This is a genomic window from Aurantimonas sp. Leaf443 (assembly GCF_001425575.1).
GTDB lineage: Bacteria > Pseudomonadota > Alphaproteobacteria > Rhizobiales > Rhizobiaceae > Leaf443.
In genome coordinates, this window is record NZ_LMRD01000001.1 from 195,597 (window position 1) to 215,079 (window position 19,483).

Annotated in this window: 22 protein-coding genes; 13 read left to right on the plus strand and 9 right to left on the minus strand. The window is 71.3% G+C overall.

Annotation, left to right across the window (positions count from 1 at the left end):
• Positions 1-9: 9 nt before the first annotated feature.
• The 3 genes from ASG48_RS00785 (at position 10) to ASG48_RS00795 (ending at position 1,416) form a co-directional block, all read left to right on the plus strand.
• A complete protein-coding gene (locus tag ASG48_RS00785; protein ID WP_055843887.1) occupies positions 10-234 on the plus strand; it encodes a F0F1 ATP synthase subunit C in 225 nt (74 codons plus the stop codon).
• A gap of 77 nt (positions 235-311) precedes the next feature.
• The gene (locus tag ASG48_RS00790) at positions 312-926 is read left to right on the plus strand and encodes a F0F1 ATP synthase subunit B (protein WP_244486673.1); all 615 of its coding nucleotides are present in this window, start codon (positions 312-314) and stop codon (positions 924-926) included.
• A gap of 10 nt (positions 927-936) precedes the next feature.
• The gene (locus tag ASG48_RS00795) at positions 937-1,416 is read left to right on the plus strand and encodes a F0F1 ATP synthase subunit B (protein WP_055843889.1); all 480 of its coding nucleotides are present in this window, start codon (positions 937-939) and stop codon (positions 1,414-1,416) included.
• A 148-nt stretch (positions 1,417-1,564) separates the two neighbouring features.
• Here the strand turns inward: ASG48_RS00795 and ASG48_RS00800 are convergent, their stop codons facing one another.
• Both ASG48_RS00800 and ASG48_RS00805 read right to left on the minus strand, forming a co-directional pair.
• Positions 1,565-2,257, minus strand: coding sequence for a ribonuclease HII (locus ASG48_RS00800; RefSeq protein ID WP_244486675.1), 693 nt, complete (start codon positions 2,255-2,257; stop codon positions 1,565-1,567).
• 222 nt (positions 2,258-2,479) lie between these two features.
• Positions 2,480-3,637, minus strand: coding sequence for a PA0069 family radical SAM protein (locus ASG48_RS00805; RefSeq protein WP_055843891.1), 1,158 nt, complete (start codon positions 3,635-3,637; stop codon positions 2,480-2,482).
• Between the two features lie 132 nt (positions 3,638-3,769).
• Between ASG48_RS00805 and ASG48_RS00810 the strand changes: the two genes are divergently transcribed.
• Positions 3,770-4,291, plus strand: a complete 522-nt coding sequence (locus ASG48_RS00810) for a hypothetical protein (protein WP_055843892.1) — start codon at positions 3,770-3,772, stop codon at positions 4,289-4,291.
• Positions 4,292-4,357: 66 nt separating this feature from the next.
• On the opposite strand, the gene ASG48_RS00815 is transcribed toward ASG48_RS00810, so the two are convergent.
• From ASG48_RS00815 to ASG48_RS00835, 5 genes are all read right to left on the minus strand, one after another.
• Entirely contained in the window at positions 4,358-5,383 is a 1,026-nt protein-coding gene (locus tag ASG48_RS00815) for a hypothetical protein (protein ID WP_055843894.1), read from the minus strand.
• A gap of 26 nt (positions 5,384-5,409) precedes the next feature.
• Positions 5,410-5,955, minus strand: coding sequence for a molybdenum cofactor biosynthesis protein B (gene moaB, locus ASG48_RS00820; RefSeq protein ID WP_055843895.1), 546 nt, complete (start codon positions 5,953-5,955; stop codon positions 5,410-5,412).
• Positions 5,952-6,866 (minus strand): 4-(cytidine 5'-diphospho)-2-C-methyl-D-erythritol kinase, encoded by a 915-nt coding sequence (locus tag ASG48_RS00825; protein ID WP_055843897.1) that lies wholly within the window; start codon positions 6,864-6,866, stop codon positions 5,952-5,954. The genes moaB and ASG48_RS00825 overlap by 4 nt, the downstream gene beginning before the upstream one ends.
• Before the next feature lie 7 nt (positions 6,867-6,873).
• Positions 6,874-8,721, minus strand: a complete 1,848-nt coding sequence (locus ASG48_RS00830) for a tetratricopeptide repeat protein (protein ID WP_244486676.1) — start codon at positions 8,719-8,721, stop codon at positions 6,874-6,876.
• Between the two features lie 206 nt (positions 8,722-8,927).
• Positions 8,928-9,944: a polyprenyl synthetase family protein gene (locus ASG48_RS00835; RefSeq protein WP_055843899.1), complete on the minus strand. Its 1,017-nt coding sequence runs from the start codon at positions 9,942-9,944 to the stop codon at positions 8,928-8,930.
• A 240-nt stretch (positions 9,945-10,184) separates the two neighbouring features.
• Here ASG48_RS00835 and ASG48_RS00840 point away from each other — a divergent pair, with 240 nt between their 5' ends.
• The 6 genes from ASG48_RS00840 to ASG48_RS00860 all read left to right on the plus strand — a co-directional run bounded on the left by ASG48_RS00840 (position 10,185) and on the right by ASG48_RS00860 (position 13,911).
• On the plus strand, positions 10,185-10,403 hold the full coding sequence (locus ASG48_RS00840) for a DUF2007 domain-containing protein (RefSeq protein WP_055843901.1): 219 nt from the start codon (positions 10,185-10,187) through the stop codon (positions 10,401-10,403).
• The gene (locus tag ASG48_RS00845; protein WP_055843902.1) at positions 10,390-11,211 is read left to right on the plus strand and encodes a methyltransferase; all 822 of its coding nucleotides are present in this window, start codon (positions 10,390-10,392) and stop codon (positions 11,209-11,211) included. Before ASG48_RS00840 ends, ASG48_RS00845 begins: the two co-directional genes overlap by 14 nt.
• 197 nt (positions 11,212-11,408) lie before the next feature.
• A complete protein-coding gene (locus tag ASG48_RS17765; RefSeq protein ID WP_156381389.1) occupies positions 11,409-11,603 on the plus strand; it encodes a hypothetical protein in 195 nt (64 codons plus the stop codon).
• A gap of 95 nt (positions 11,604-11,698) precedes the next feature.
• On the plus strand, positions 11,699-12,571 hold the full coding sequence (locus ASG48_RS00850; RefSeq protein ID WP_055843905.1) for a S49 family peptidase: 873 nt from the start codon (positions 11,699-11,701) through the stop codon (positions 12,569-12,571).
• A 79-nt stretch (positions 12,572-12,650) separates the two neighbouring features.
• Positions 12,651-12,845 (plus strand): hypothetical protein, encoded by a 195-nt coding sequence (locus ASG48_RS00855; RefSeq protein ID WP_055843906.1) that lies wholly within the window; start codon positions 12,651-12,653, stop codon positions 12,843-12,845.
• A gap of 115 nt (positions 12,846-12,960) precedes the next feature.
• Entirely contained in the window at positions 12,961-13,911 is a 951-nt protein-coding gene (locus ASG48_RS00860; protein WP_082529151.1) for a glycine--tRNA ligase subunit alpha, read from the plus strand.
• 324 nt (positions 13,912-14,235) lie between these two features.
• Here ASG48_RS00860 and ASG48_RS00865 read toward each other — a convergent pair whose 3' ends face one another.
• Positions 14,236-14,493: a DUF433 domain-containing protein gene (locus ASG48_RS00865; RefSeq protein WP_055843911.1), complete on the minus strand. Its 258-nt coding sequence runs from the start codon at positions 14,491-14,493 to the stop codon at positions 14,236-14,238.
• A 143-nt stretch (positions 14,494-14,636) separates the two neighbouring features.
• Here ASG48_RS00865 and ASG48_RS00870 point away from each other — a divergent pair, with 143 nt between their 5' ends.
• Together ASG48_RS00870 and ASG48_RS00875 are read left to right on the plus strand one after the other, a co-directional pair.
• Entirely contained in the window at positions 14,637-15,524 is an 888-nt protein-coding gene (locus ASG48_RS00870; protein WP_055843913.1) for a neutral zinc metallopeptidase, read from the plus strand.
• A 168-nt stretch (positions 15,525-15,692) separates the two neighbouring features.
• Complete coding sequence (locus ASG48_RS00875) at positions 15,693-16,013, plus strand: hypothetical protein (RefSeq protein WP_055843915.1); 321 nt, start codon at positions 15,693-15,695, stop codon at positions 16,011-16,013.
• Between the two features lie 77 nt (positions 16,014-16,090).
• Here the strand turns inward: ASG48_RS00875 and ASG48_RS00880 are convergent, their stop codons facing one another.
• The gene (locus ASG48_RS00880; protein ID WP_055843916.1) at positions 16,091-16,759 is read right to left on the minus strand and encodes a hypothetical protein; all 669 of its coding nucleotides are present in this window, start codon (positions 16,757-16,759) and stop codon (positions 16,091-16,093) included.
• Between the two features lie 206 nt (positions 16,760-16,965).
• Between ASG48_RS00880 and glyS the strand changes: the two genes are divergently transcribed.
• Positions 16,966-19,089 (plus strand): glycine--tRNA ligase subunit beta, encoded by a 2,124-nt coding sequence (gene glyS, locus ASG48_RS00885; protein ID WP_055843918.1) that lies wholly within the window; start codon positions 16,966-16,968, stop codon positions 19,087-19,089.
• Positions 19,090-19,483 lie beyond the last annotated feature (394 nt).

Here is a 19,483-nt window from a genome sequence, read left to right on the forward strand (position 1 = left end):
AGTTTCCCCATGGACGCAGAAGCCGCACGCTACATCGGCGCAGGTCTCGCTTGTTTCGGCATGGCCGGCACGGCCCTCGGCCTCGGCAACATGTTCGCCTCTTACCTGTCGGGCGCCCTGCGCAACCCGTCGGCTGCCGACGGCCAGTTCGGCCGCCTCATCTTCGGCTTCGCCGTGACGGAAGCGCTCGGCATCTTCTCGCTCCTCATCGCGCTGCTGCTGCTCTTCGTCTAAGAGCCGCATCCGCTGATTGGATTGTCGATCCGGTCGCCCTCGCGGGCGGCCGGATCAGCTGAATGGAGATACCGGGCTTGTCCTTCCTCGTGACCACCGCTTCCGCACAGGATCACGCGCCTGTCGCCGACCCGAACGTGCCCCCGGTGGAATCGGGCGCGGCAGGCCTGCACGGCGAGACCGTCCAGGTCGAGCACGGCGAGGGCGGCTTCCCGCCCATGTCGACGGAGTTCTTCCCGTCGCAGCTCCTCTGGCTCGCCATCACCTTCGGCATCTTCTACCTCGTCATGAAGCGCCTCGTCCTGCCCCGTATCGGTGGCACGATCGAGAACCGCCGCGACCGCATCGCGCTCGACCTCAATGCCGCCGAGCAGATGAGGGCCGAGGCCGACGCCGCGCAGGCCGCCTACGAGCAGGAGCTCGCCGAGGCCCGCGACCGTTCGCACAAGACCGTTCTCCAGACCCGCGACGAGATTCGCGCCACGAGCGAGGCCGAACGCGCCCGCCTGGAGGGCGAGCTCAACACCCGTCTCGACGAGGCGCAGGCGCGCGTCGCCGAGATCAAGACCCGCGCGCTCGCCGATGTCGGCACCATCGCCGAAGAGGCGGCCGAGACGATCCTGAAGGCCGTCGCCGGCCTCGACGTCTCGCGCCAGGACGTCGCCGCCGCCGTCCAGTCCGTCCGCAGCTGAGGGGGATCCCATGACCAATTCCGATTGGGCCTTCATCGGCCTCCTCGCCTTCTTCGCCATCGTGGTCTATTTCCGCGCGCCGAAGATCATGGCGAAGGCGCTCGACCAGCGTTCCTCCACCATCCGCCGCGACCTCGAGGAGGCCCGCGAGGCGAAGGAGGAGTCCAAGCGTCAGCTCGCCGAGTTCCAGCGTCGCCGCAAGGCCGCCGAGGACGAGGCGCGCCAGATCGTCGAGGGCGCACGCCGCGAGGCCGAGATGATGCTGGTGGAAGCCCGGCAGAAGACCGAGGACTACGTCGCCCGCCGCACCGCCATGGCCGAGACCAAGATCGCCCAGGCCGAGAGCGACGCCATCGCCGAGGTCCGCTCCTCCGCCGTCGACATCGCCGTCGCCGCGGCCGGCCGGATCATCGCCGAGCGCGGCTCGGGCGACATGGGCGCCCAGATGGTCGAGCGTTCCATCCAGGAAGTGCGCAGCCGCCTCAACTGAGGCCGCGCGCTCCGTTCTACATGCTTCACGGGCCGCCATGCGGCCCGTCTTGCGTTTGGGATGGGTATTCCAAGGCCGTCAACCACGGCCGTCGTGAGCGCACGAGCCCCGTTCGCCGGGTCGGCAGAGCCAGTTACGGCCAGCGCGCTCAGAGCCCCGACAGGAGATCCAGGCGAAGCGGCGCGAAGCTGCGGCGATGGATGGGGCAGGGGCCGAGACGGCGCAGCGCGTCGAGATGCTCGGGCGTGCCGTAGCCCATATGGCGCGAGAATCCGTAGCCGGCATAGGTGAGACAGGCGCGCCGCATCATGCGGTCGCGCATCACCTTGGCCACGATCGAGGCCGCGGCGACGGAGAGGGAAAGCGCGTCGCCGGAGACCAGAGCCTGCCCGCGGCAGGCAAGCCCGGCCGGCACGTCGCGCCCGTCGATGATCGCATGGCAGGGCGTCTCGGCAAGGCCTGCCAGTGCGCGGCGCATGGCGAGGAGCGTCGCGCCGCGGATATTGAGGCGATCGATCTCCGCCGGACTTGCCGCCGAGAAGGACACGCGGCCCCGCGCGAGGATCTCGGCGAAGAGCCGCTCGCGCTCGGGCGCCGTCAACGCCTTGGAATCGTCGAGCCCTGCGGGAACCGCATCCTCCTGGAGCACCACGGCCGCGGCGACGACGGGACCGGCCAGCGGCCCGCGCCCCGCCTCGTCGATCCCGGCGACGGCGCGCGCGCCGGCCGCCAGCAGCGCCGCCTCGCGGCTGAAATCCGGCCCCGCTCTGGCTGCGCGCGCATCGGGGCGGCGCCTCGGCGCAGCCCGCGAAGCGCCGGGCGCAGGGGCGGAGAGGGACACGGGAGAATCGGAGGAACGGCGAGCCATCGTGCGGCGAGACTCGCGCATTCTCCGATCCTCCTCAAGCCGTCCGGCGCACGGGAGCGCCGGACGGCCCGTCCTGCCACGGGGACGCGGACAGGAATGCGACTGTCGATGGCCGCGGCCGAGCCGAACCATGGGCCGCGCCGCGCCGGCCTGCCCCGACAGACCCCGCGGGCGAGGACACCCTGTCCGAGCCCCTCAGAGCAGTGAGAGCTGCACGCCGGCGCCCTTCGGTGCGCGGAACAGGTCGGTGCGCAGCTTGGTGCGCTCGAGATTCAGTTCGAGGCGCTTGGCCGCGAGTTCGAAACGGCGGTGGATCTGCATTGCGTAAGGCCCCGTGCCGCGCATGCGCTTGCCCCATTCGGCGTCGTAGTCCTTGCCGCCGCGCATGGAGCGCAGGAGCGACAGGACGTGGCGGTAGCGGTCGGGATAGTGGCGCAGCAGCCAGTCCTTGAAGAGCGGCGAGACCTCCAGCGGCAGGCGAAGGAGCACGTAGCCGACCTCGCGCGCGCCGGCGACCTTGGCCGCATCGAGCAGGCGCTCAATCTCCGAATCGGTGAGGCCCGGAATGATGGGCGCCGTCATCACCATGGTCGGGATGCCCGCCTCGGTCAGCGTCTTCACCGCGTCGAGGCGGCGCGAGGGCGTGGCGGCGCGCGGCTCCATGGCGCGGGCGAGGCGCCGGTCGAGCGTCGTCACCGAGAGCGCGACCTTCGCCAGCCCCTTGGCCGCCATGCGCGACAGGATGTCGATGTCGCGCGTGACGAGCGCGGATTTCGTCACGATGCCGACCGGATGGTTCGCCGCCTCCAGCACTTCCAAGACCTCGCGCATGATGCGCCAGTTCTTCTCGATCGGCTGGTACGGATCGGTGTTGGTGCCGATGGCGATGGAGCGCACGACATAGCCGGGCTTGGAGATCTCGCGCTCCAGCAGTTCGGCCGCGTTCGGCTTGGCGAAGAGCTTGGCCTCGAAATCGACCCCGGCGGAGAGGCCCATATAGGCGTGGGTCGGCCGCGCGAAACAGTAGACGCAGCCGTGCTCGCAGCCGCGATAGGGGTTCACGGACCGATCGAAGGAAATGTCCGGCGAAGCGTTGCGGGTGACGATGGTCTTGGGCTTCTCGACCTGCACCTCCGTCTTGAAGGGGGGCAGGTCCTCCAGCGTCTCCCAGCCGTCGTCGAAGCTGCGCCGGCCGAAGGGCTCGAAGCGTCCGCTCGGGTTGAGACCCGCGCCCCGGCCGCGCGCCCGCGACAGCCCGACCCGCAGGCCCGCCTCGTTCAAGATGTGATTGGCGACGTCGACGCCGCCGCCGGCCGCGAAAGCGGCCCGATCTGCCAGTTGGACGTCCTGCATGGGACACCTTTCGCAGAGTGCTTCGGAAACTCGTGACCAAAGTCCTAAAGCACGAAAGAGAACAAGACAAGAACAAACGTGGGGGTTCGCGCCGCGCTGGTCAAGCCCTGCGCCATCGGCTAGAGCGGCGGGATGCTCAGCGTATTCCTGGACTGCGGGCCCGAAGACGAAGCACTGGCGCTGAGCCTTGCCGCGCTCGTGCCCGGCGCGGTGGACGGGCTCGTTCGCGAGGTCGTTCTGTTCGATCGCGGCATGGAGGCGGGCGCGCGCAGGGTGGCCGATCATGCCGGCTGCCGCGTGGCCGACGGGGCGGCCTTCCGGGCCAGCATCGAGGGGAGCCGTGGCGAGTGGCTGCTCTTCCTGGAGCCGGGCGCACGGCTGAAGACCGGCTGGATCGAGGCCGTGGTGGAGCATGTCGAGCGGGTCGGCCTCGGCCGGGGCCGCGTGCCGGCCGCGCGCTTCTCGCCCGCGCGCGGCGACCGGCCCGGCTTTCTCAAACGCCTCGTCGGCGGTCGGCGGGCGCTGGGCGACGGCCTTCTCCTGCCCAAGGCGCAGGCGATCGGCCTCGCGCGCACGGCCCGCGACCTTGAGACCGCCGCCCGCGGCGTGGCCGCCGAACGGCTCGGCGCCGAGATCCGCCCCCGCGCGAGATAGATCCGCCCCCGCGCGCGATAGGTCGCGTTCGAGCCTCGCGGGCGGAACGGATCGTCCCGCCCCGCCCTAATCCGGCGGCAGGCGTCTCGGGCTCGGCGGCGCGTCGATTGCGTGTTCTCGCCCGGCATCCGCATCCCCGAGACGCGGCGTCACGACGAGCGGCGCCGTCATCGCCCGGCGGGCGATCCACAGGACGGAGAGGATGATCGCCAGCGGCAGCACGACGAGTTTTACCAGCGTCGCGGTGGCGATGGCGATGCAGGCCTGAAAGAGATCGGCGGCGATCTCCAGCCCGTCGCGCACGGCGAGCGCGTTTCGGGCAATCCGGTCGGGGATGGAGGTCGCGAAGTCGCGCGCCGCCGCCGCCGTGCCGCTCAGCGCCTCGCTGGACCGCCGATAGGCGGAGGCAAGGCCGGAGGCGATCGTGCCGAGCGCGCCGTCCTCGGCCTCGGCCGGCGCGCTCGGCACGGGTGGCGCGGCGACGGGCGGCGCGACGCTTTCCTCGATCGCTCCGCCATAGTCTCCCGACAGGCGCTCGAAGACGGCCGTCGCCCGTCCCCAGGCCTGCGCGGTCATCGCGTCTCCGGCCGCGAAGGCCGCGCCATAGGCGGCGGGAACGAGGAGGCCGGCGAGAAGGCCGAGCGAGAGGCCGGCGCGCAGGGCCCGGCGAGGCGCGCCCTCCCTCTCGCGCCCGGCGAGCGCGAGAAGCGCGAGGGCGCCGGCACACAGGGCCATCAGCGCCGCGCCGAGCGTTGCGGCGGGTTTCAGGAGCACGGTGAGGAGGCCGGCGACGACGACCATCGCGAAGAGAAAGTCGGCCATGCGCTCGATCGTGTCCGTCACCGGCTCCAGCGCCTGGCCGGGGCTGGCGCTGAGATTGGCGACGAGGGCGGACCCGCCGATATCGGCGTCCTTGACGATGCTCATCATCGAATTGGCGACGCGCAGCGAGCCGTAGAGCGCGGAAGCGCTGGCGGCGATCTCGCCATTGTAGCGCGCCGCGCTGGTGGCGATCGGATTGGAGACCGTCAGCGCGAGGCCGAGGGCGGCGAGGGCGGCAAGGCCGGCGGCGCGCCGGCGGTCGGGTCGCATGAGGGCCGCCTCCTTATGGCCGAAGCTCAGGCCGAGAGGCCGCCGCGCCGCAGGTGCTCGTCGAGGCGCGGCATGATCTCGACGAAATTGCAGGGCCGGTGGCGATAGTCGAGCTGGGCTTTCAGGATGAGGTCCCAGCCGTCGCGGCAGGCGCCGGGCGAGCCCGGCAGCACGAAGACGAAGGTCGCGTTCATCACGCCGCCCGTCGCGCGCGACTGGATGGTGGAGACGCCGATCTTCTCGAAGGAGATGCGGTGGAAGATGGCGGAGAACCCGTCCATGCGCTTCTCGAAGAGCGGCTCGAGCGCCTCGGGCGTCACGTCGCGCCCGGTGAAGCCGGTGCCGCCGGTGGTGATGACGACGTCGATCTGCGGGGTCAGCGTCCAGGCCGTCACCCGCGCGCGGATCGCCTCGACGTCGTCGGGCACGATCGCGCGGTCGGCGAGGCGATGGCCGGCTTCGCCGAGGCGCTCCACCAGCGTGTCGCCCGAGCGGTCGTCCTCCGGCCGGCGCGTGTCGGACACGGTGAGGATGGCGATGGAAAGGGGGATGAAGGGGCGGTCCGCGGTCATGCCGTCGCTCCGATGCGGGAGGGCGAAAGGGCCGGTTCGCTCTCGCAGAGCCACCAGCCGGGATGGCGCGCGGCGAGCGCGGCGCGCGCGGCGGACGCGGCCTGCGCCGTCCCGAACAGTGCGGCGACGCTCGCGCCCGAGCCGGACATGCGGGCGAAGAGCGCCCCCTCGCCGAGGAGCGCGTCCGTCACGCGGGCGATGTCGGGCGCGAGCGCGAGGGCTGCGGCTTCGAGGTCGTTGCGCGTGGCCCGGAGATAGGCGGCGAGTTCGGCCGGGCTTGAGAAGCCCGCGGCCGGCAGGTCCGGCAGCGGCGGATTCTCGCGCTGCGCGAGCCCCCGGAACACGGCGGGCGTCGAGACGGCGATGCCGGGATTGGCGAGGAGGAGCGGAAGCTGCGGCATCGCCGCCAGCGGCTCGACGATCTCGCCGATGCCGCGCACGCGGCAGGGGCGGCCGGCAAGGCACATCGGCACGTCGGCACCGAGCGCCAGGCCGGCCTCGGCCAGCGCCGCGCGGCACGCGGGCGCATGGTCGCCGGCATAGGCGAGGACGGCGGCCGCATCCGCCGAGCCGCCGCCGATGCCGGAGGCGACCGGCAGGCGCTTGTCGAGGGTGACGTCGAGCGGGGGCAGGTCGCGTCCGGCCGCGCGCAGCACGCGGCGCGCCGCGTCGACCGCCCGCGCCACGATATTGTCCCGGCCCTCCGGCACCTGCGCGGCGAAGGGGCCGCGGACGCTCACGCGGTCGTCCGTCCCGGTGCCGGGGCGGATCGCGAGCTCGTCGCCGGCCTTCGCGAAGACGACGAGACTGTCGAGGAGATGGTAGCCGTCCCCGCGCCTTCCGGTGACGTGCAGCGCGAGATTGACCTTGGCGGGCGCCCGCAGGCGCCGGGCCGGCGGGAGCGCGTCCATGGCCGGCCTATTGCAGCGTCGAGGCGGGCTTGGCCGGGACGGTCTCGGCGGGTGCGGCGGCGCCGCCGTCCGCGCGCTTGTCGGCCGGGGCCGGCGCCGCCTTGGCCTCGCCGGCGGCGTCGGGCGTCAGCCCGTCCTTCAGCTTGGCCTGGATCTTCATGATCGCCTCGGCCTCGGGCTTCGGGTCGCCGACGAGCGCGCGGTTCCACTGGAAGCGGGCCTCGCGCTTGCGCCCGACCTGCCAGTAGGCGTCGCCCAGGTGGTCGTTGATGGTCGGGTCGACGGGATTGATGAGGACGGCGCGCTCGAGCTCGGAGACGGCGTCGTCGAAGCGGGCGAGGCGGTAATAGGCCCAGCCGAGCGAATCGATGATGTAGCCGTCGTTCGGACGCAGATCCACGGCCTTGCGGATCATGTTCAGCCCCTCGTCGAGATTCATCCCCATGTCGACCCAGGAATAGCCGAGATAGTTCAGCACCGAGGGCTGGTCGGGCGAGAGTTCCAGCGCCTTCTTCAGGTCCGCTTCCGCCTTCGGCCACATCTTCTGCCGCTCGAAGGCGATGCCGCGCTGGTAATAGAGGTTCCAGTCGGTCGGGTCGACCGGCTCGGAAAGCGCGATGGCCCGGTCCAGCGCGACGGACGCGCCCTTGTAGTCCTTGTCGGCGGCGAGCACGTCGGCGAGCGCGGTATGGGCCTGGATGTCGTCGGGATAGTCGGCGACGGCCTTGTTCAGATGCGCCTTCGCCTCGTCCTTGCGCTCGGCATACCAGAGGTCGAGCCCGGTCTGCAGCTCGGCCGTGCGGTGATAGGGCGAGGTCTCCGGGATCTGCGCATAGTAGGCGATGGCGACGTCCAGCCGCTCGCCGCGCTCGGCGATGCCGGCGAGCGCGGTCAGGAGCGCGGGGGAGGCGGGGTCGAGGGCGCGGGCGAGCTGGAAGTAGAGCAGCGCCACCTGCTGGCCGTCGCCGCGATTGATCGCCTGGCCGAGGATGTAGAGCGTCTCGGCCGCGCCCTCCTTCACGCTGGTCAGCGTCGGCTCCACGGGCCGGCCGGCCTCGATGTCGGCCTTCAGCGCGAGCAGCGGGTCGTAGCGCGGGGCGAGTTCGAGGCCGGTGGCGAGCGTCTTCAGCGCGGCCGTCTTGTCGTCGGCGCGCGCCTCGATCCGCGCCAGACCCTCGATGGCGGCGAGATAGGCGTCGGGCGAGGTCTGCGCGCCCTGCCGGTCGGCGACGACGGCGGCATAGGCCGTCTTGGCGACCTCCGGCCGGCCCGCGACCTCGGCGAGGAGGCCCTTCTGATACTGGTTGAAGATCGGATACCAGGCGACGCCGTCCAGCTCGTCGATGCGCGAGAGCGCCTCGTCCGGCCGCTTGTCGCCGAGATCGGCCCAGGACATGAGATGCGAGACGAGGAGGCGGTCGAGATCGCTCGGGTTCGGAATATCGAGCTGGGCGATGGCGGCGGAGTGGTCGCCGCGCGCGAGCGCGTCGACGCCGAGCGTCATGCGCGCCACCTTGCCGGCCTCGCTGTCGTCGCGCAGCTTGGCGGCGAGTTCGGCGCCCTCCTTGAAGCGCCCGTCGGCGAGGAAAGCGAACATCGCGTCCTGCTGCAGCACCTGCGAGGTCGGGTCGAGCGTCAGCGCCTGGCTGAAGAAGGCGGTGGCCTCCTGCGTGTCGCCGCCGAGCTGGGCGGATTTCGCCGCCAGATAGGCGCCGGCGAGCGAACGCGTCTGGAGCGTGGGGTCCGCCGGCTTGGAGGTCTGCGCCGCCGCGCCGGCCGCCGCGAAGGCCGGGCCGGAGGCGAGGGCCATGAGCGCGATCCCGGCAAGAAGGCGGCTGAGCGTCGAGGTCGTCACGATCTGTTGTCTCCTGGCGGAACCCGGTGCGGGCGAAGGCCTGTCCGCGCCCTGCGCCGGCAGACCCGTCCTGGCGGGGAGGGGGCCCCTAAAATGTCCCATCGTCAACCCGATGGACCGTCACCGTGACGGTTTTGCGGCCTGGCGTGGCGCCCGCGACAAGGCGTCCGGGCCCGCTCAAGCGCCGACCGGCCCGACGGGCGTGGTCAGGAGACGCGATCGATGCAGAAATCGACGACCGAGAGAAGCGCCTCGCGGCTCGGCGAGCGCGGCAGGCTGGCGGCCGCCTCGCGCGCCTTCTCGCCGTAATGGCGCGCGCGCTCGATCGTGGCCTCCAGCGTGCCGTGGCGGCGCATCAGCGCGGTGGCGCGCAGGAGCGCGGCATCGTCGTTGCGCCCGCCCTCCATGGCGCCCTGCCAGAAGGCGCGCTCCTCGTCGTTGCCGGCCTGATAGGCCAGGATGACGGGAAGCGTGAGCTTGCCCTCCCGGAAGTCGTCGCCGGTGTTCTTGCCCAGATCGGCGGCCGAGCCGCCGTAGTCGAGCGCGTCGTCCACGAGCTGGAAGGCGAGGCCGAGGCTGCGGCCGTAGTCGCGCATCGCCGCGCGCACCGGTTCGGGCGAGCCGGCGACGACCGGGCCGACTTCGGCGGCGGCCGCGAAGAGCGCGGCGGTCTTGGCGTCGATGACGGCGAGATAGTCCGCCTCGCTCGTCGTCATGCGCTTGGCGGCGGAGAGCTGCCACACCTCGCCCTCGGCGATCACCGCGGAGGCCGAGGAGAGGATGGCGAGCGCCGTCAGCGAGCCGACCTCCACCATCATCTTGAAGGCCTGGCCGAGCAGGAAATCGCCGACGAGGACGCTCGCCTGGTTGCCCCAGATGGTGCGCGCGGTCTTGGAGCCGCGGCGCAGGTCGCTCTCGTCCACCACGTCGTCATGGAGGAGGGTCGCCGTGTGCATGAACTCGACGCTCGCGGCGAGCTTCACATGCGCCTCGCCCGTGTAGCCGCAGGCGATGGCCGAGGCGATCGTCAGCATCGGCCGCAGGCGCTTGCCGCCCGAGGCGATGAGATGCTCGGCGATCTCCGGGATCAGCGCGACATTGGAGCCGGCCATGGCCAGAATCAGGTCGTTCACCCGCTTCATGTCGGGTGCGGTCACCGCGAGGATCGGCTCGATCGAGCCCCGCGATTCGCTCTGCCTGACCGGGCTGGCTACGCTCACCATCCTTGCATCCCTGTGTTTTCCCTGGGCTGGCGCCCGCCCTGCGGCCGTCCCGACACCAACATGGCGCCCGGCACCGGGAGTGGAAGCCCGCGCGGCCCCGCGTCGCGGCCCCGACGCATCTTTTCCGCTGCCTATGGCTGCACGGCGCCGCCCGCAAGCCCTATGCTCGCCGAGCCCGCCGAACGAGGGTGGCGACCTCTCGCGTGCCGGCCTCGCGGGATCCTTGGAGACGAAGACGCGATGCTCGAACTCACGCGCTCCAACGACGCCGTCCTCATATCCTTCGTGGACGCGCTGCTCAACGACGCGCAGATCCCCCATTTCGTCGCCGATGTCCACATGAGCATCCTGGACGGCTCGATCGGCGCCCTGCCGCGGCGCGTCCTCGTGGACGGCGACCATCTGGAGCAGGCCCGCCGCCTCCTGCGCGACGCCGAACTCGGCCATGAGCTCGTCTGAGGGCGAGGCGCGGCCGGAGGCTCCGGTCGGCCCCGGCGGGGCGACGAGCGAGGACTCCTTCTACGGCGGGCGGTTCCATCTCGTGCAGCCGCGCGGACATGGCTACCGATCGGGGCTCGACGCGCTTCTCCTCGCCGCCGCGATCCCGAGGGCCGCGACGGGGCGGCTCGTCGATCTGGGCGCGGGCGCGGGCGCCGTCGGCCTTGCCGCCGCCGCGCGGGCTCCGGCCCTGCGCGTGACGCTGGTCGAGCGCGAGCCCGAAATGGCCGCCTGCGCGCGCTTCACCCTCGCCCTTTCCGCCAACGCCGCGCTTGCCGGGCGGATCGACGTCGTGGAGGCGGACCTGACGCTGCCAAGGCCCGCCCGCGAGGCAGCCGGCCTGTCGGACGGCGGCTTCGATCTCGCCGCGACGAATCCGCCCTTCTACGGCGCCGCGCATCGCCGCTCGCCCGACCCCTTGCGCGCCGCCGCGCTCGCCTCTCCCGACCCGCAGGCGCTCGCGCGCTGGTTCGCGGTCGCCGCCGCGCTCCTGCGCCATGGCGGCGGGCTTGCCGCGATCCTGCCGCCGGCCGTCCTCGGCACGGTTCTTTCCGCTTGCGAGGGCCGGTTCGGCGCCTTGGCGCTGACGCCCGTCCACCCCGCGCCCGAACGGCCGGCGATCCGCCTCGTCCTCACCGCGCGGCGCGGCTCGCGCGCGCCCTCGAGCGTGGAGAGGCCGCGCTTCCTCGCAGGCGAGGCCGGCCGGCCGAGCGTTTTCGCCGACGGCATCGCGGCGGGGACGGTCGGGATCGGCACGCTGACGGCGTGACGAAGGCCAGAACGACGACGAAGAACGCAAGTCTCGGTAGAGAGCTTCTCTTGAGCGGAAGGTGCGCCCGTGATCGCTTGTCGCACCCGCGACGCGGCGCTTGTCTGACAGTTCTCCGGATCGTAGTGGCATCTCAGTCCTATACATCCGGTGGTCGAAATCTCATGCGCCTTTTACCGCTACCTATGATTGCATTCTTGCTCGCAGCCGCCGTTTCCCCGGCCATGGCCGCCTGCAAGGACTACGCGGACTGCCGCGAGGCGGTGATCGCTTGGTGCGCCGGGCGCCTTCCCGGCGCCGACCGCGACGGGGACGGCATCCCCTGCGAGATCGTCTGCGGCTCGCTCGACGAGGTGCGGGCGATCATGGCCGAGATCGGCTGCGCGCGCTGAGCTCCGTGGCCGATGGCCGCCGGCCGTTGCGAAGCGGAGCGCCGCGCTTACATGCGAAGGCGCGACATCCCGCTCGAACTCGAAGGCCTCCGATCTTGTCCAACCGCCTGCGCCGCCTCCTTCCCAAGCGCTTCCGCAAGACCGAGCTGCGCATCCCGACCGTGCGCATGACGGGGGCGATTCTCGCCACCGGCGGCCCCCTGCGCTCCACGCTCTCGCTGTCGAGCGTCGCCGGGCCGCTGGAGAAGGCCTTCGCCGTCAAGGGCGCGCCGGCGGTCGCCATCATCGTCAACTCGCCGGGCGGATCGCCCGTGCAGTCCCGCCTCATCCATCGCCGCATCCGCGATCTCGCCGAGGAGCACGGCCGGCCGGTCATCGTCTATGTCGAGGACGTGGCGGCCTCGGGCGGCTACATGATCGCCTGCGCGGGCGACGAGATCGTCGCCGACCCCTCGTCCATCGTCGGCTCGATCGGCGTCGTCTCCGGGTCCTTCGGCTTCGTGGAGGCCATCGGCAAGCTCGGCATCGAGCGCCGGCTGCACACGGCCGGGCGCAACAAGGCGACGCTCGACCCCTTCCTGCCCGAGCGCGCGGAGGACGTGGAGCACCTGAAGACGCTGCAGCTCGACGTGCACGCCACCTTCATCGACCTCGTGAAGGCGCGGCGCGGCGCCCGGCTCGCCGAGACCGACGAGCTCTTCAGCGGCCTCTTTTGGTCGGGCGCGCGCGGGCTCGATCTCGGGCTCGTCGACCGGATCGGCGATCTGCGCAGCGATCTCAGGGCCCGCTTCGGGCCGCAGGCCAAGGCGCATCTGATCGGGGCCCCGCGCGGCCTCTTCGGCTTTCGCGGCCGGGGCGGGGCCGGCGCCTTCACGGGCCTCGATCCGGCGTCCCTCGGTGCGGGCGCCGCGCGCGAGATCGTGGCCACGCTGGAGGAGCGGGCCGTCTGGGCGCGCTACGGCCTGTGACGCATTCGACGCCCCGGCCTGCCGGCGGGGCTGACGCGGGGGCCCGCGCCCCGCTATAGTGAGGGGACGACACGCAACGATGGCCGATCTCATGCCGCAACTCTTCCTCTTCAGCCTCGTGGGCGCCGCCGCGCTCTTCGGCCTCAAGCAGCTGCGGCGCGACGCGGCGCGCGTCGTCGAGCGCAACCGACGCTCCGAGGCCGAAGCGCGAAGCGGCGCGCAGGGCACGCTCGTGCGCGGCAAGGACGGCGTCTACCGGCTCGAAAGGGAATAGCGGTCCTCGCGGCCCCTTCCGCTTCCGCCCTGCTTGACCCGTGGCAAGGCCGCGTGGCACCTCGCCCGCAACGACAGACGGACGGGGCGCCTCGCCCCTCGAGACGGACGCCGCGATGACCGAGCCAAAGCCCCACATGGATCCCCGCCGGTCCTTCCAGGCGCTGATCCTGACGCTGCACCGCTACTGGGCCGACTATGGCTGCGTCGTGCTGCAGCCCTACGACATGGAAGTGGGCGCCGGCACGTTCCATCCCGCCACGACCCTGCGCGCTCTGGGCCCCAAACCGTGGAACGCGGCCTATGTGCAGCCCTCGCGCCGCCCCAAGGACGGGCGCTACGGCGAGAACCCGAACCGGCTGCAGCACTACTACCAGTATCAGGTCATCCTGAAGCCCAACCCGTCGAACCTGCAGGAGCTCTATCTCGGCTCCCTGAAGGCCATCGGCATCGACATGGCGCTGCACGACATCCGCTTCGTGGAGGACGACTGGGAAAGCCCGACGCTCGGCGCCTGGGGCCTCGGCTGGGAGTGCTGGTGCGACGGGATGGAGGTCTCGCAGTTCACCTATTTCCAGCAGGTCTGCGGCATTGAATGCGCGCCGGTCGCGGGCGAACTCACCTACGGGCTCGAGCGCCTCGCCATGTATGTGCAGAATGTCGACAACGTCTACGACCTCAACTTCAACGGCCGCGAGGGCGCCGAGAAGGTGACCTATGGCGACGTGTTCCTGCAGGCCGAGCAGGAATATTCGCGGCACAATTTCGAATATGCCGACGTCTCCAAGCTGCGCCGCCATTTCGAGGATGCCGAGGGCGAGTGCCGCGCGCTGCTCGCCGCCGGCGCGCCGGGCGACGATGCCAACGCCCTGCATCGCTGCGTGCTGCCCGCCTACGACCAGGCGATCAAGGCGAGCCACGTCTTCAACCTCCTCGACGCGCGCGGCGTCCTTTCGGTCATCGACCGCCAGAGCTACATCCTGCGCGTGCGCACCCTCGCCAAGGCCTGCGGCGAGGCGTTTCTCCTGACGGATGCGGGCGGGGCGGCGCTAATGGCGTCGGTCTGATCTCGACGACCGTCTCGCCCCGCGCCACTGCCGCCACCACATCCGGCAGGGCGCGCAGGATCGCTTCGCGCAGGGCGGCGCTTCGCATGTTGCCGATGCGCACCCAGACCACCGGGACAGCGAACGCGTCCGATCGTGCGAGGGCTGGAAAGTCGGCATCCTTCGCATCAGGATCGCCTTCGCCTCGCAGGCATAGGTCCAGATCGCGACGTCCGACGTCGAGCCGAGGCCGAGACGGTTCACGTGTTCGGCGCGATGCCCGACCGCGCGCAGATGCAGGACGAGCTTGGGCGGCAGTTGCGCTTCGATGACGACATGTGCCGGTCAGGCCGCTTTCACGGTGCCGTCATTCACGGCATCGGCGGCGAAGACGAGCGCGGCGCTGATATCCTCGTCGCTGAGATAGTCGAAATCGTCGAGGATCTCGGCCCGCGTGGCGCCTGCCGAGAGCAGATCGAGGATATCCACGACCCGCATCCGCGTGCCCCGGACGACAGGGCGGCCGCCGCAGATGGCGGGATCGCTGACGATGCGTGCAGCGAGGGCGGCGAGGGATGGGCGTTCGGACGGATGATCTGGCATTGCGAGGGACCTCCTCGAGAAGCGCTCTCAGCATACGGACCGGACCGGACCGGTCAACGCCGCGCGGGATCGTCCTGCCGTTCCCTTTTGCGTGAACCCCGCCATATCCCGTTGCAGGGACATGCGAAGGGCGGAGAGCGGTCATGGATTGGCGCGGGCGCAGGCAGAGCAGCAATGTCGAGGATCGGCGCGGGCAGGGCGGCGACATCGGGGGCGGGGGCGGGGGCTTCCGCATTCCCATCCGCGCGGGCGGCGGGGGCATCGGCCTCATCATCGTCGCGCTCGTCCTCTGGTTCGCCTTCGGCATCAACCCGATGGTGCTGCTCGGCGGCGGCGAGGAGCCGGCGCAGCAGACGACGGCGCAGCGCAGCGGCCCCGGCGTCCAGGGCACGGCCGACGAGACCGACGATTTCGTGGCGACCGTCCTCGCCGATACCGAGGACGTCTGGTCGAAGCGCTTCCAGGCGGCCGGCGCCACCTATAGCGACCCGACGCTCGTCCTCTTCGAGAACCGCGTCCAGTCCGCCTGCGGCATCGCGGGCGCGGCGAGCGGCCCCTTCTACTGCCCGGGCGACCGCAAGCTCTATATCGACCTGTCCTTCTTCCGGCAGCTGCGCGAGCAGCTGAACTCGCCGGGCGACTTCGCGCAGGCCTATGTCGTCGCCCACGAGGTCGGCCACCACGTGCAGAACCTCACCGGCGTCCTGCCGCGCTTCGCCGAACAGCGCCAGCGCATGAGCGAGAGCGAGGCCAACGCCATGTCGGTGCGCGTCGAGCTGCAGGCCGACTGCTATGCCGGCATCTGGGCCCACGACACGCAGGCCGCCGGCTATATCGAGGACGGCGATATCGACGAGGCCATGAACGCCGCAGAACAGATCGGCGACGACACGCTGCAGGAGCGCAGCCAGGGCTCGGTCGTGCCCGACAGCTTCACCCACGGCTCCTCGCAGCAGCGCCAGGCCTGGTTCCGCCGCGGCTTCGAGGGCGGCGACATCCAGGCCTGCGACACGTTCAGCGGCCCGATCTGAGGCGCGCGGATCATTCGGGCGGGGCGTCCGGCGCAAACGCTCCGGCGGCCCGCCTGCCGGAGGCGGGTCGCCGCGGTCCGCCGAGCATTGCCCGGCCTTGCCTGCGGGCCCCGTCGAACGGGAGCAGGATGGCGGCCCGGGACCGTCCTTCGATCGCGAGGTGAGGGCATGAGACGCTCGATCGAGACCGCCTGTCTGGCCTTCGCGGCCGTGCTGCCGGCGGGCGGTGCACAGGCCGCCATTCCCTTCTTCAACGCCACCTGCCCCGGCGCGATCGAGGTTCATGCCGACGAGGGCGGGCCGATCTTCGTCAACGGTCGGGAAGCCCGTCTCAGGCGCTTCAACGACAACTATTACGAGGCGCGCTCGGGCGAGGTGACCATCTCTCTCACCATCCGTCCGGACGGAAGCCCCGACGTGTCCTACACGGGCAAGGGGCGGGCGAACGGCGTGTGCCGGATCAAGGCCGCGCCGGCAGGCGGGACCTGAAAGGGCCGACCGCGGCCCCGACGCCCGCGGCAGCCTGCAGAGCCCCTGGGGTCTCGTGCCCGGTGCGACGCGGCGCGTCAGAGCGGGGCGACGAAGGACGCCATCGCCAGGGCGATCAGGATGAAGAGCAACGCCCCGACGAGGACGGTCGCCAGCACCCGCAGGAACGCGGTTCCGTGGCCGACGCTCGCATGCAGCGCGAACCAGCGCGTCTCGACCGCGACATACCAGACGAACCCGGCGCCGAGGATGGCGACGGTCGCCATCACGGCCTCCGGCGTCGCGTATCGGACGCTCGTCATGGCGAGATCGAACGAGAGGGCGAAGGGCCCCGCCGCGTAGCATTGGCTGTAGAAGGCCGGGCGCAGCGTCTCGCGCGTCAGTTTCTGATCGAGCCGCCGCACGCGCTGGACGGCCATCATCAGCGGAAACAGGCTGAAGACGACGGCACGGAAGAGAAGCAGGTTGCGCTGGTCGGCCATGGCGCCGGTGAGCTCGCGCGTCGGCAGGCCGAAGCGCAGTTCGAAGAGATGGGCGATGAGAAGGGTCAGGAACAGGAAGATCGGCGGGCTGAGGGCCGCGCCGTAGCGCGACTTCGGGTCGGCCGCGAGCTCGGCCTCCGCATAGGCCATCATGCGGATGGGATGGCGGACGATTCTCCAGAAGGTCAGCGGATAGAACAGGAGCCAGGAGACGAGTTCGTAGAGGAGTTCCTCCACGGACTTCAGAAGGTTCATCAGGTCCATGCGCTTGGCTCCGTCGACGCGGCGAGAGACCGGCCATCCTGCGCACGGGGCGCGCGCCCCGTACAGACCCGGCGGCACGCATGTCGCGCAGCCCGACGAGGGACCGGCCGATCCCGCCCGCGCCGCGCCGCTTGCCATCTTTACGCCTTCCGCCCGAGCGCCTACGAACGCGGCCAACGACACGCCGCCCGCGCCGAAGGACATCGATGCCCGACCTCCTGCTCGAACTCCGCTCCGAGGAAATCCCCGCCCGCATGCAGCGCAAGGCGGCGGGCGATCTGCGCCGGCTGGTGACGGAGGCCCTCGTCGAGGCGGGCCTGACCTACGAGGGCGCGCGCGAATACTGGACGCCGCGGCGCCTGACGCTCGACATCCGGGGCCTCGAGGCGCGCTCGCGCACCCTGCGCGAGGAGAAGAAGGGCCCGCGCACCGACGCGCCCCAGAAGGCCATCGAAGGCTTCCTGAAGGCCGCGGGGCTTGCGAGCCTCGACGAGGCCGAGACGCGCTCAGACCCGAAGAAGGGCGACTTCTACGTCGCGACCGTCGAGAAGCCGGGCCGGCCGACGGAGGAGATCGTCGCCGGCTTCATGCCGGCGATCCTGCGGGAGTTTCCCTGGCCGAAGTCGATGCGCTGGGGTCCGGTCTCGGCGCAGGCGGGCGCGCCGCGCTGGGTGCGCCCGCTCCAGTCGATCCTGTGCACCTTCGGGCCGGAGACCGAGGAGCCGGTCGTCGTCGCCTTCGAGTTCGCCGGCATCGCCTCGGGCAATCTCACCTACGGCCACCGCTTCCACGCGCCGGACGCCATCCGCGTGCGCCGTTTCGACGACTACGCGGCCAGCCTCGAAAAGGCCCGCGTCGTCCTCGACGCCGAGCGGCGCAAGGAGATCATACGCCACGACGCCCAGAACCTCGCCTTCGCGAACGGGCTGGAACTCGTGCCGGACGAGGGGCTGCTGGAGGAAGTGGCCGGCCTCGTGGAATGGCCGGTCGTGCTCATGGGCGCCTTCGACGAGGCGTTCCTCGCCATCCCGCCCGAAGTCGTCCAGCTCACCATCCGCGCCAACCAGAAATGCTTCGTCACGCGCCGGGCCGGCGGCGAGGCCCTGTCGAACCGCTTCCTGCTCGTCTCCAATATCGAGGCGAGCGACGGCGGGGCGGAGATCGCGCGCGGCAACGGCAAGGTGGTGCGCGCCCGCCTCTCGGACGCGCTCTACTTCTGGCAGACCGACCAGGCCGACCTGCCGGACCTCGACGCCCTGAAGGGCAGCGCCGCGAGGTTCGGCCTCGATCTCGCAAGGCCGCTCGACCAGCGCATGGCCAAGCTCGACGCGCTGGGCGTGACCTTCCATGCGAGACTGGGCAGCCAGGGCGAGCGCGTGGCGCGCATCGCCGATCTCGCCGAGACCCTCGCCCCGCTCGTCGGCGCCGACCCCGCCCTGTCGCGCCGCGCCGCCGTGCTGGCGAAGGCGGACCTGACGACCGAGGCGGTCGGCGAGTTTCCGGAGCTGCAGGGCCTGATGGGCCGGCGCTACGCCGCGCTGCAGGGCGAGGACCCGAGCGTGCAGGCCGCGATCGAGGACCATTGGAAGCCGCAGGGCTCCTCGGACGCCGTGCCCAGCGACCCCGTCGCCATCGCCGTCGCGCTCGCCGACAAGCTCGACACGCTGGTCGGATTCTTCTCCATCGACGAGAAGCCGACGGGCTCCAAGGATCCTTACGCCCTGCGCCGCGCCGCGCTCGGCCTCATCCGCATCCTGTCGGAGAACGCCATTTCGCTCCCGCTCGGCCGCTTCGTGCCGGCCGGCGACCTCATGGCCTTCTTCCACGACCGGCTGAAGGTGCTGCTGCGCGAGGCCGGCGCCCGCCACGATCTCGTGGACGCCGTGCTTTCGGGCGCGGCGGGTGCCGACGACGACCTTCTCGACGTCACGCGCCGCGTCGAGGCGCTCGGGGCGTTCCTCTCGAGCGAGGACGGCCGCAATCTCCTGGCCGGCACGCGCCGCGCCGAGAACATCCTCGCCGCCGAGGAGAAGAAGGGCGGCGCCATGGGGGAGGGCGTCGATCCCGCGCTCTTCGCCTCGCCCGAGGAGGCCGCGCTCGCGCAGGCCGTGGAGACGGCCGAGACCGAGGCGGGCGCCTGCGTGGCCGCGCGCGACTATGCCGGCGCCATGGGGGCGCTGGCGCAGCTGCGGGCGCCGGTCGACGCCTTCTTCGAGACGGTGCTCGTCAATGCCGAGGACCCGGCGCTGCGCGCCAACCGCCTCGCGCTCCTCGCGCGCATCCGCCGCGCCACGCGTTCCGTCGCCGATTTCAGCCGCATCGCCGGCTAACCAAATCCGCCGCGAGCCGTGTTCCGCGCGGCCCGTGCCTCTCCCGCGTGTGGCGCGGGGGAGGCCGCGATGCGCCAGCTCGGGCCGCTCGGCCGGCGAAGAGCCGCGGCGCGGGCCGCTTGCCGCGCGGGGGCGCTGTCCGCGATCTTGCAAGCTTGGCGAAACGTTTGTCCGGTAGGATCGATCTGCGATTGCAGACCCTTGCCTTGCGCCGTGATTGAAATATTTTGTGATCGCAAGCGCCCGGAACCTGCCGGAATGTGACCTCAAGACATCAGCGTGAAGCGCTCGGTTGTCAAAGGGTTACGCCCGGGGACGGCAACCGGCCTGACAGGAGCGGACCGCGACGGGCCTCGAGCCCCGCGACCCGCCCCATAGAGAAACGCCGCCGCAG

Bases quoted from the DNA above. Each gene is read 5' to 3' on its own strand.
- ASG48_RS00795 (WP_055843889.1), top strand. From the start codon at position 937: ATGACCAATTCCGATTGGGCCTTCATCGGCCTCCTCGCCTTCTTCGCC.
- ASG48_RS00865 (WP_055843911.1), bottom strand. From the start codon at position 14,493: ATGCCAGATCATCCGTCCGAACGCCCATCCCTCGCCGCCCTCGCTGCA.
- ASG48_RS00845 (WP_055843902.1), top strand. From the start codon at position 10,390: ATGAGCTCGTCTGAGGGCGAGGCGCGGCCGGAGGCTCCGGTCGGCCCC.
- moaB (WP_055843895.1), bottom strand. From the start codon at position 5,955: ATGACCGCGGACCGCCCCTTCATCCCCCTTTCCATCGCCATCCTCACC.
- ASG48_RS00840 (WP_055843901.1), top strand. From the start codon at position 10,185: ATGCTCGAACTCACGCGCTCCAACGACGCCGTCCTCATATCCTTCGTG.
- ASG48_RS00870 (WP_055843913.1), top strand. From the start codon at position 14,637: ATGGATTGGCGCGGGCGCAGGCAGAGCAGCAATGTCGAGGATCGGCGC.
- glyS (WP_055843918.1), top strand. From the start codon at position 16,966: ATGCCCGACCTCCTGCTCGAACTCCGCTCCGAGGAAATCCCCGCCCGC.
- ASG48_RS00855 (WP_055843906.1), top strand. From the start codon at position 12,651: ATGGCCGATCTCATGCCGCAACTCTTCCTCTTCAGCCTCGTGGGCGCC.
- ASG48_RS00805 (WP_055843891.1), bottom strand. From the start codon at position 3,637: ATGCAGGACGTCCAACTGGCAGATCGGGCCGCTTTCGCGGCCGGCGGC.
- ASG48_RS00825 (WP_055843897.1), bottom strand. From the start codon at position 6,866: ATGGACGCGCTCCCGCCGGCCCGGCGCCTGCGGGCGCCCGCCAAGGTC.
- ASG48_RS00785 (WP_055843887.1), top strand. From the start codon at position 10: ATGGACGCAGAAGCCGCACGCTACATCGGCGCAGGTCTCGCTTGTTTC.
- ASG48_RS00810 (WP_055843892.1), top strand. From the start codon at position 3,770: ATGCTCAGCGTATTCCTGGACTGCGGGCCCGAAGACGAAGCACTGGCG.
- ASG48_RS00880 (WP_055843916.1), bottom strand. From the start codon at position 16,759: ATGGACCTGATGAACCTTCTGAAGTCCGTGGAGGAACTCCTCTACGAA.
- ASG48_RS00875 (WP_055843915.1), top strand. From the start codon at position 15,693: ATGAGACGCTCGATCGAGACCGCCTGTCTGGCCTTCGCGGCCGTGCTG.
- ASG48_RS00835 (WP_055843899.1), bottom strand. From the start codon at position 9,944: ATGGTGAGCGTAGCCAGCCCGGTCAGGCAGAGCGAATCGCGGGGCTCG.
- ASG48_RS00815 (WP_055843894.1), bottom strand. From the start codon at position 5,383: ATGCGACCCGACCGCCGGCGCGCCGCCGGCCTTGCCGCCCTCGCCGCC.
- ASG48_RS00860 (WP_082529151.1), top strand. From the start codon at position 12,961: ATGACCGAGCCAAAGCCCCACATGGATCCCCGCCGGTCCTTCCAGGCG.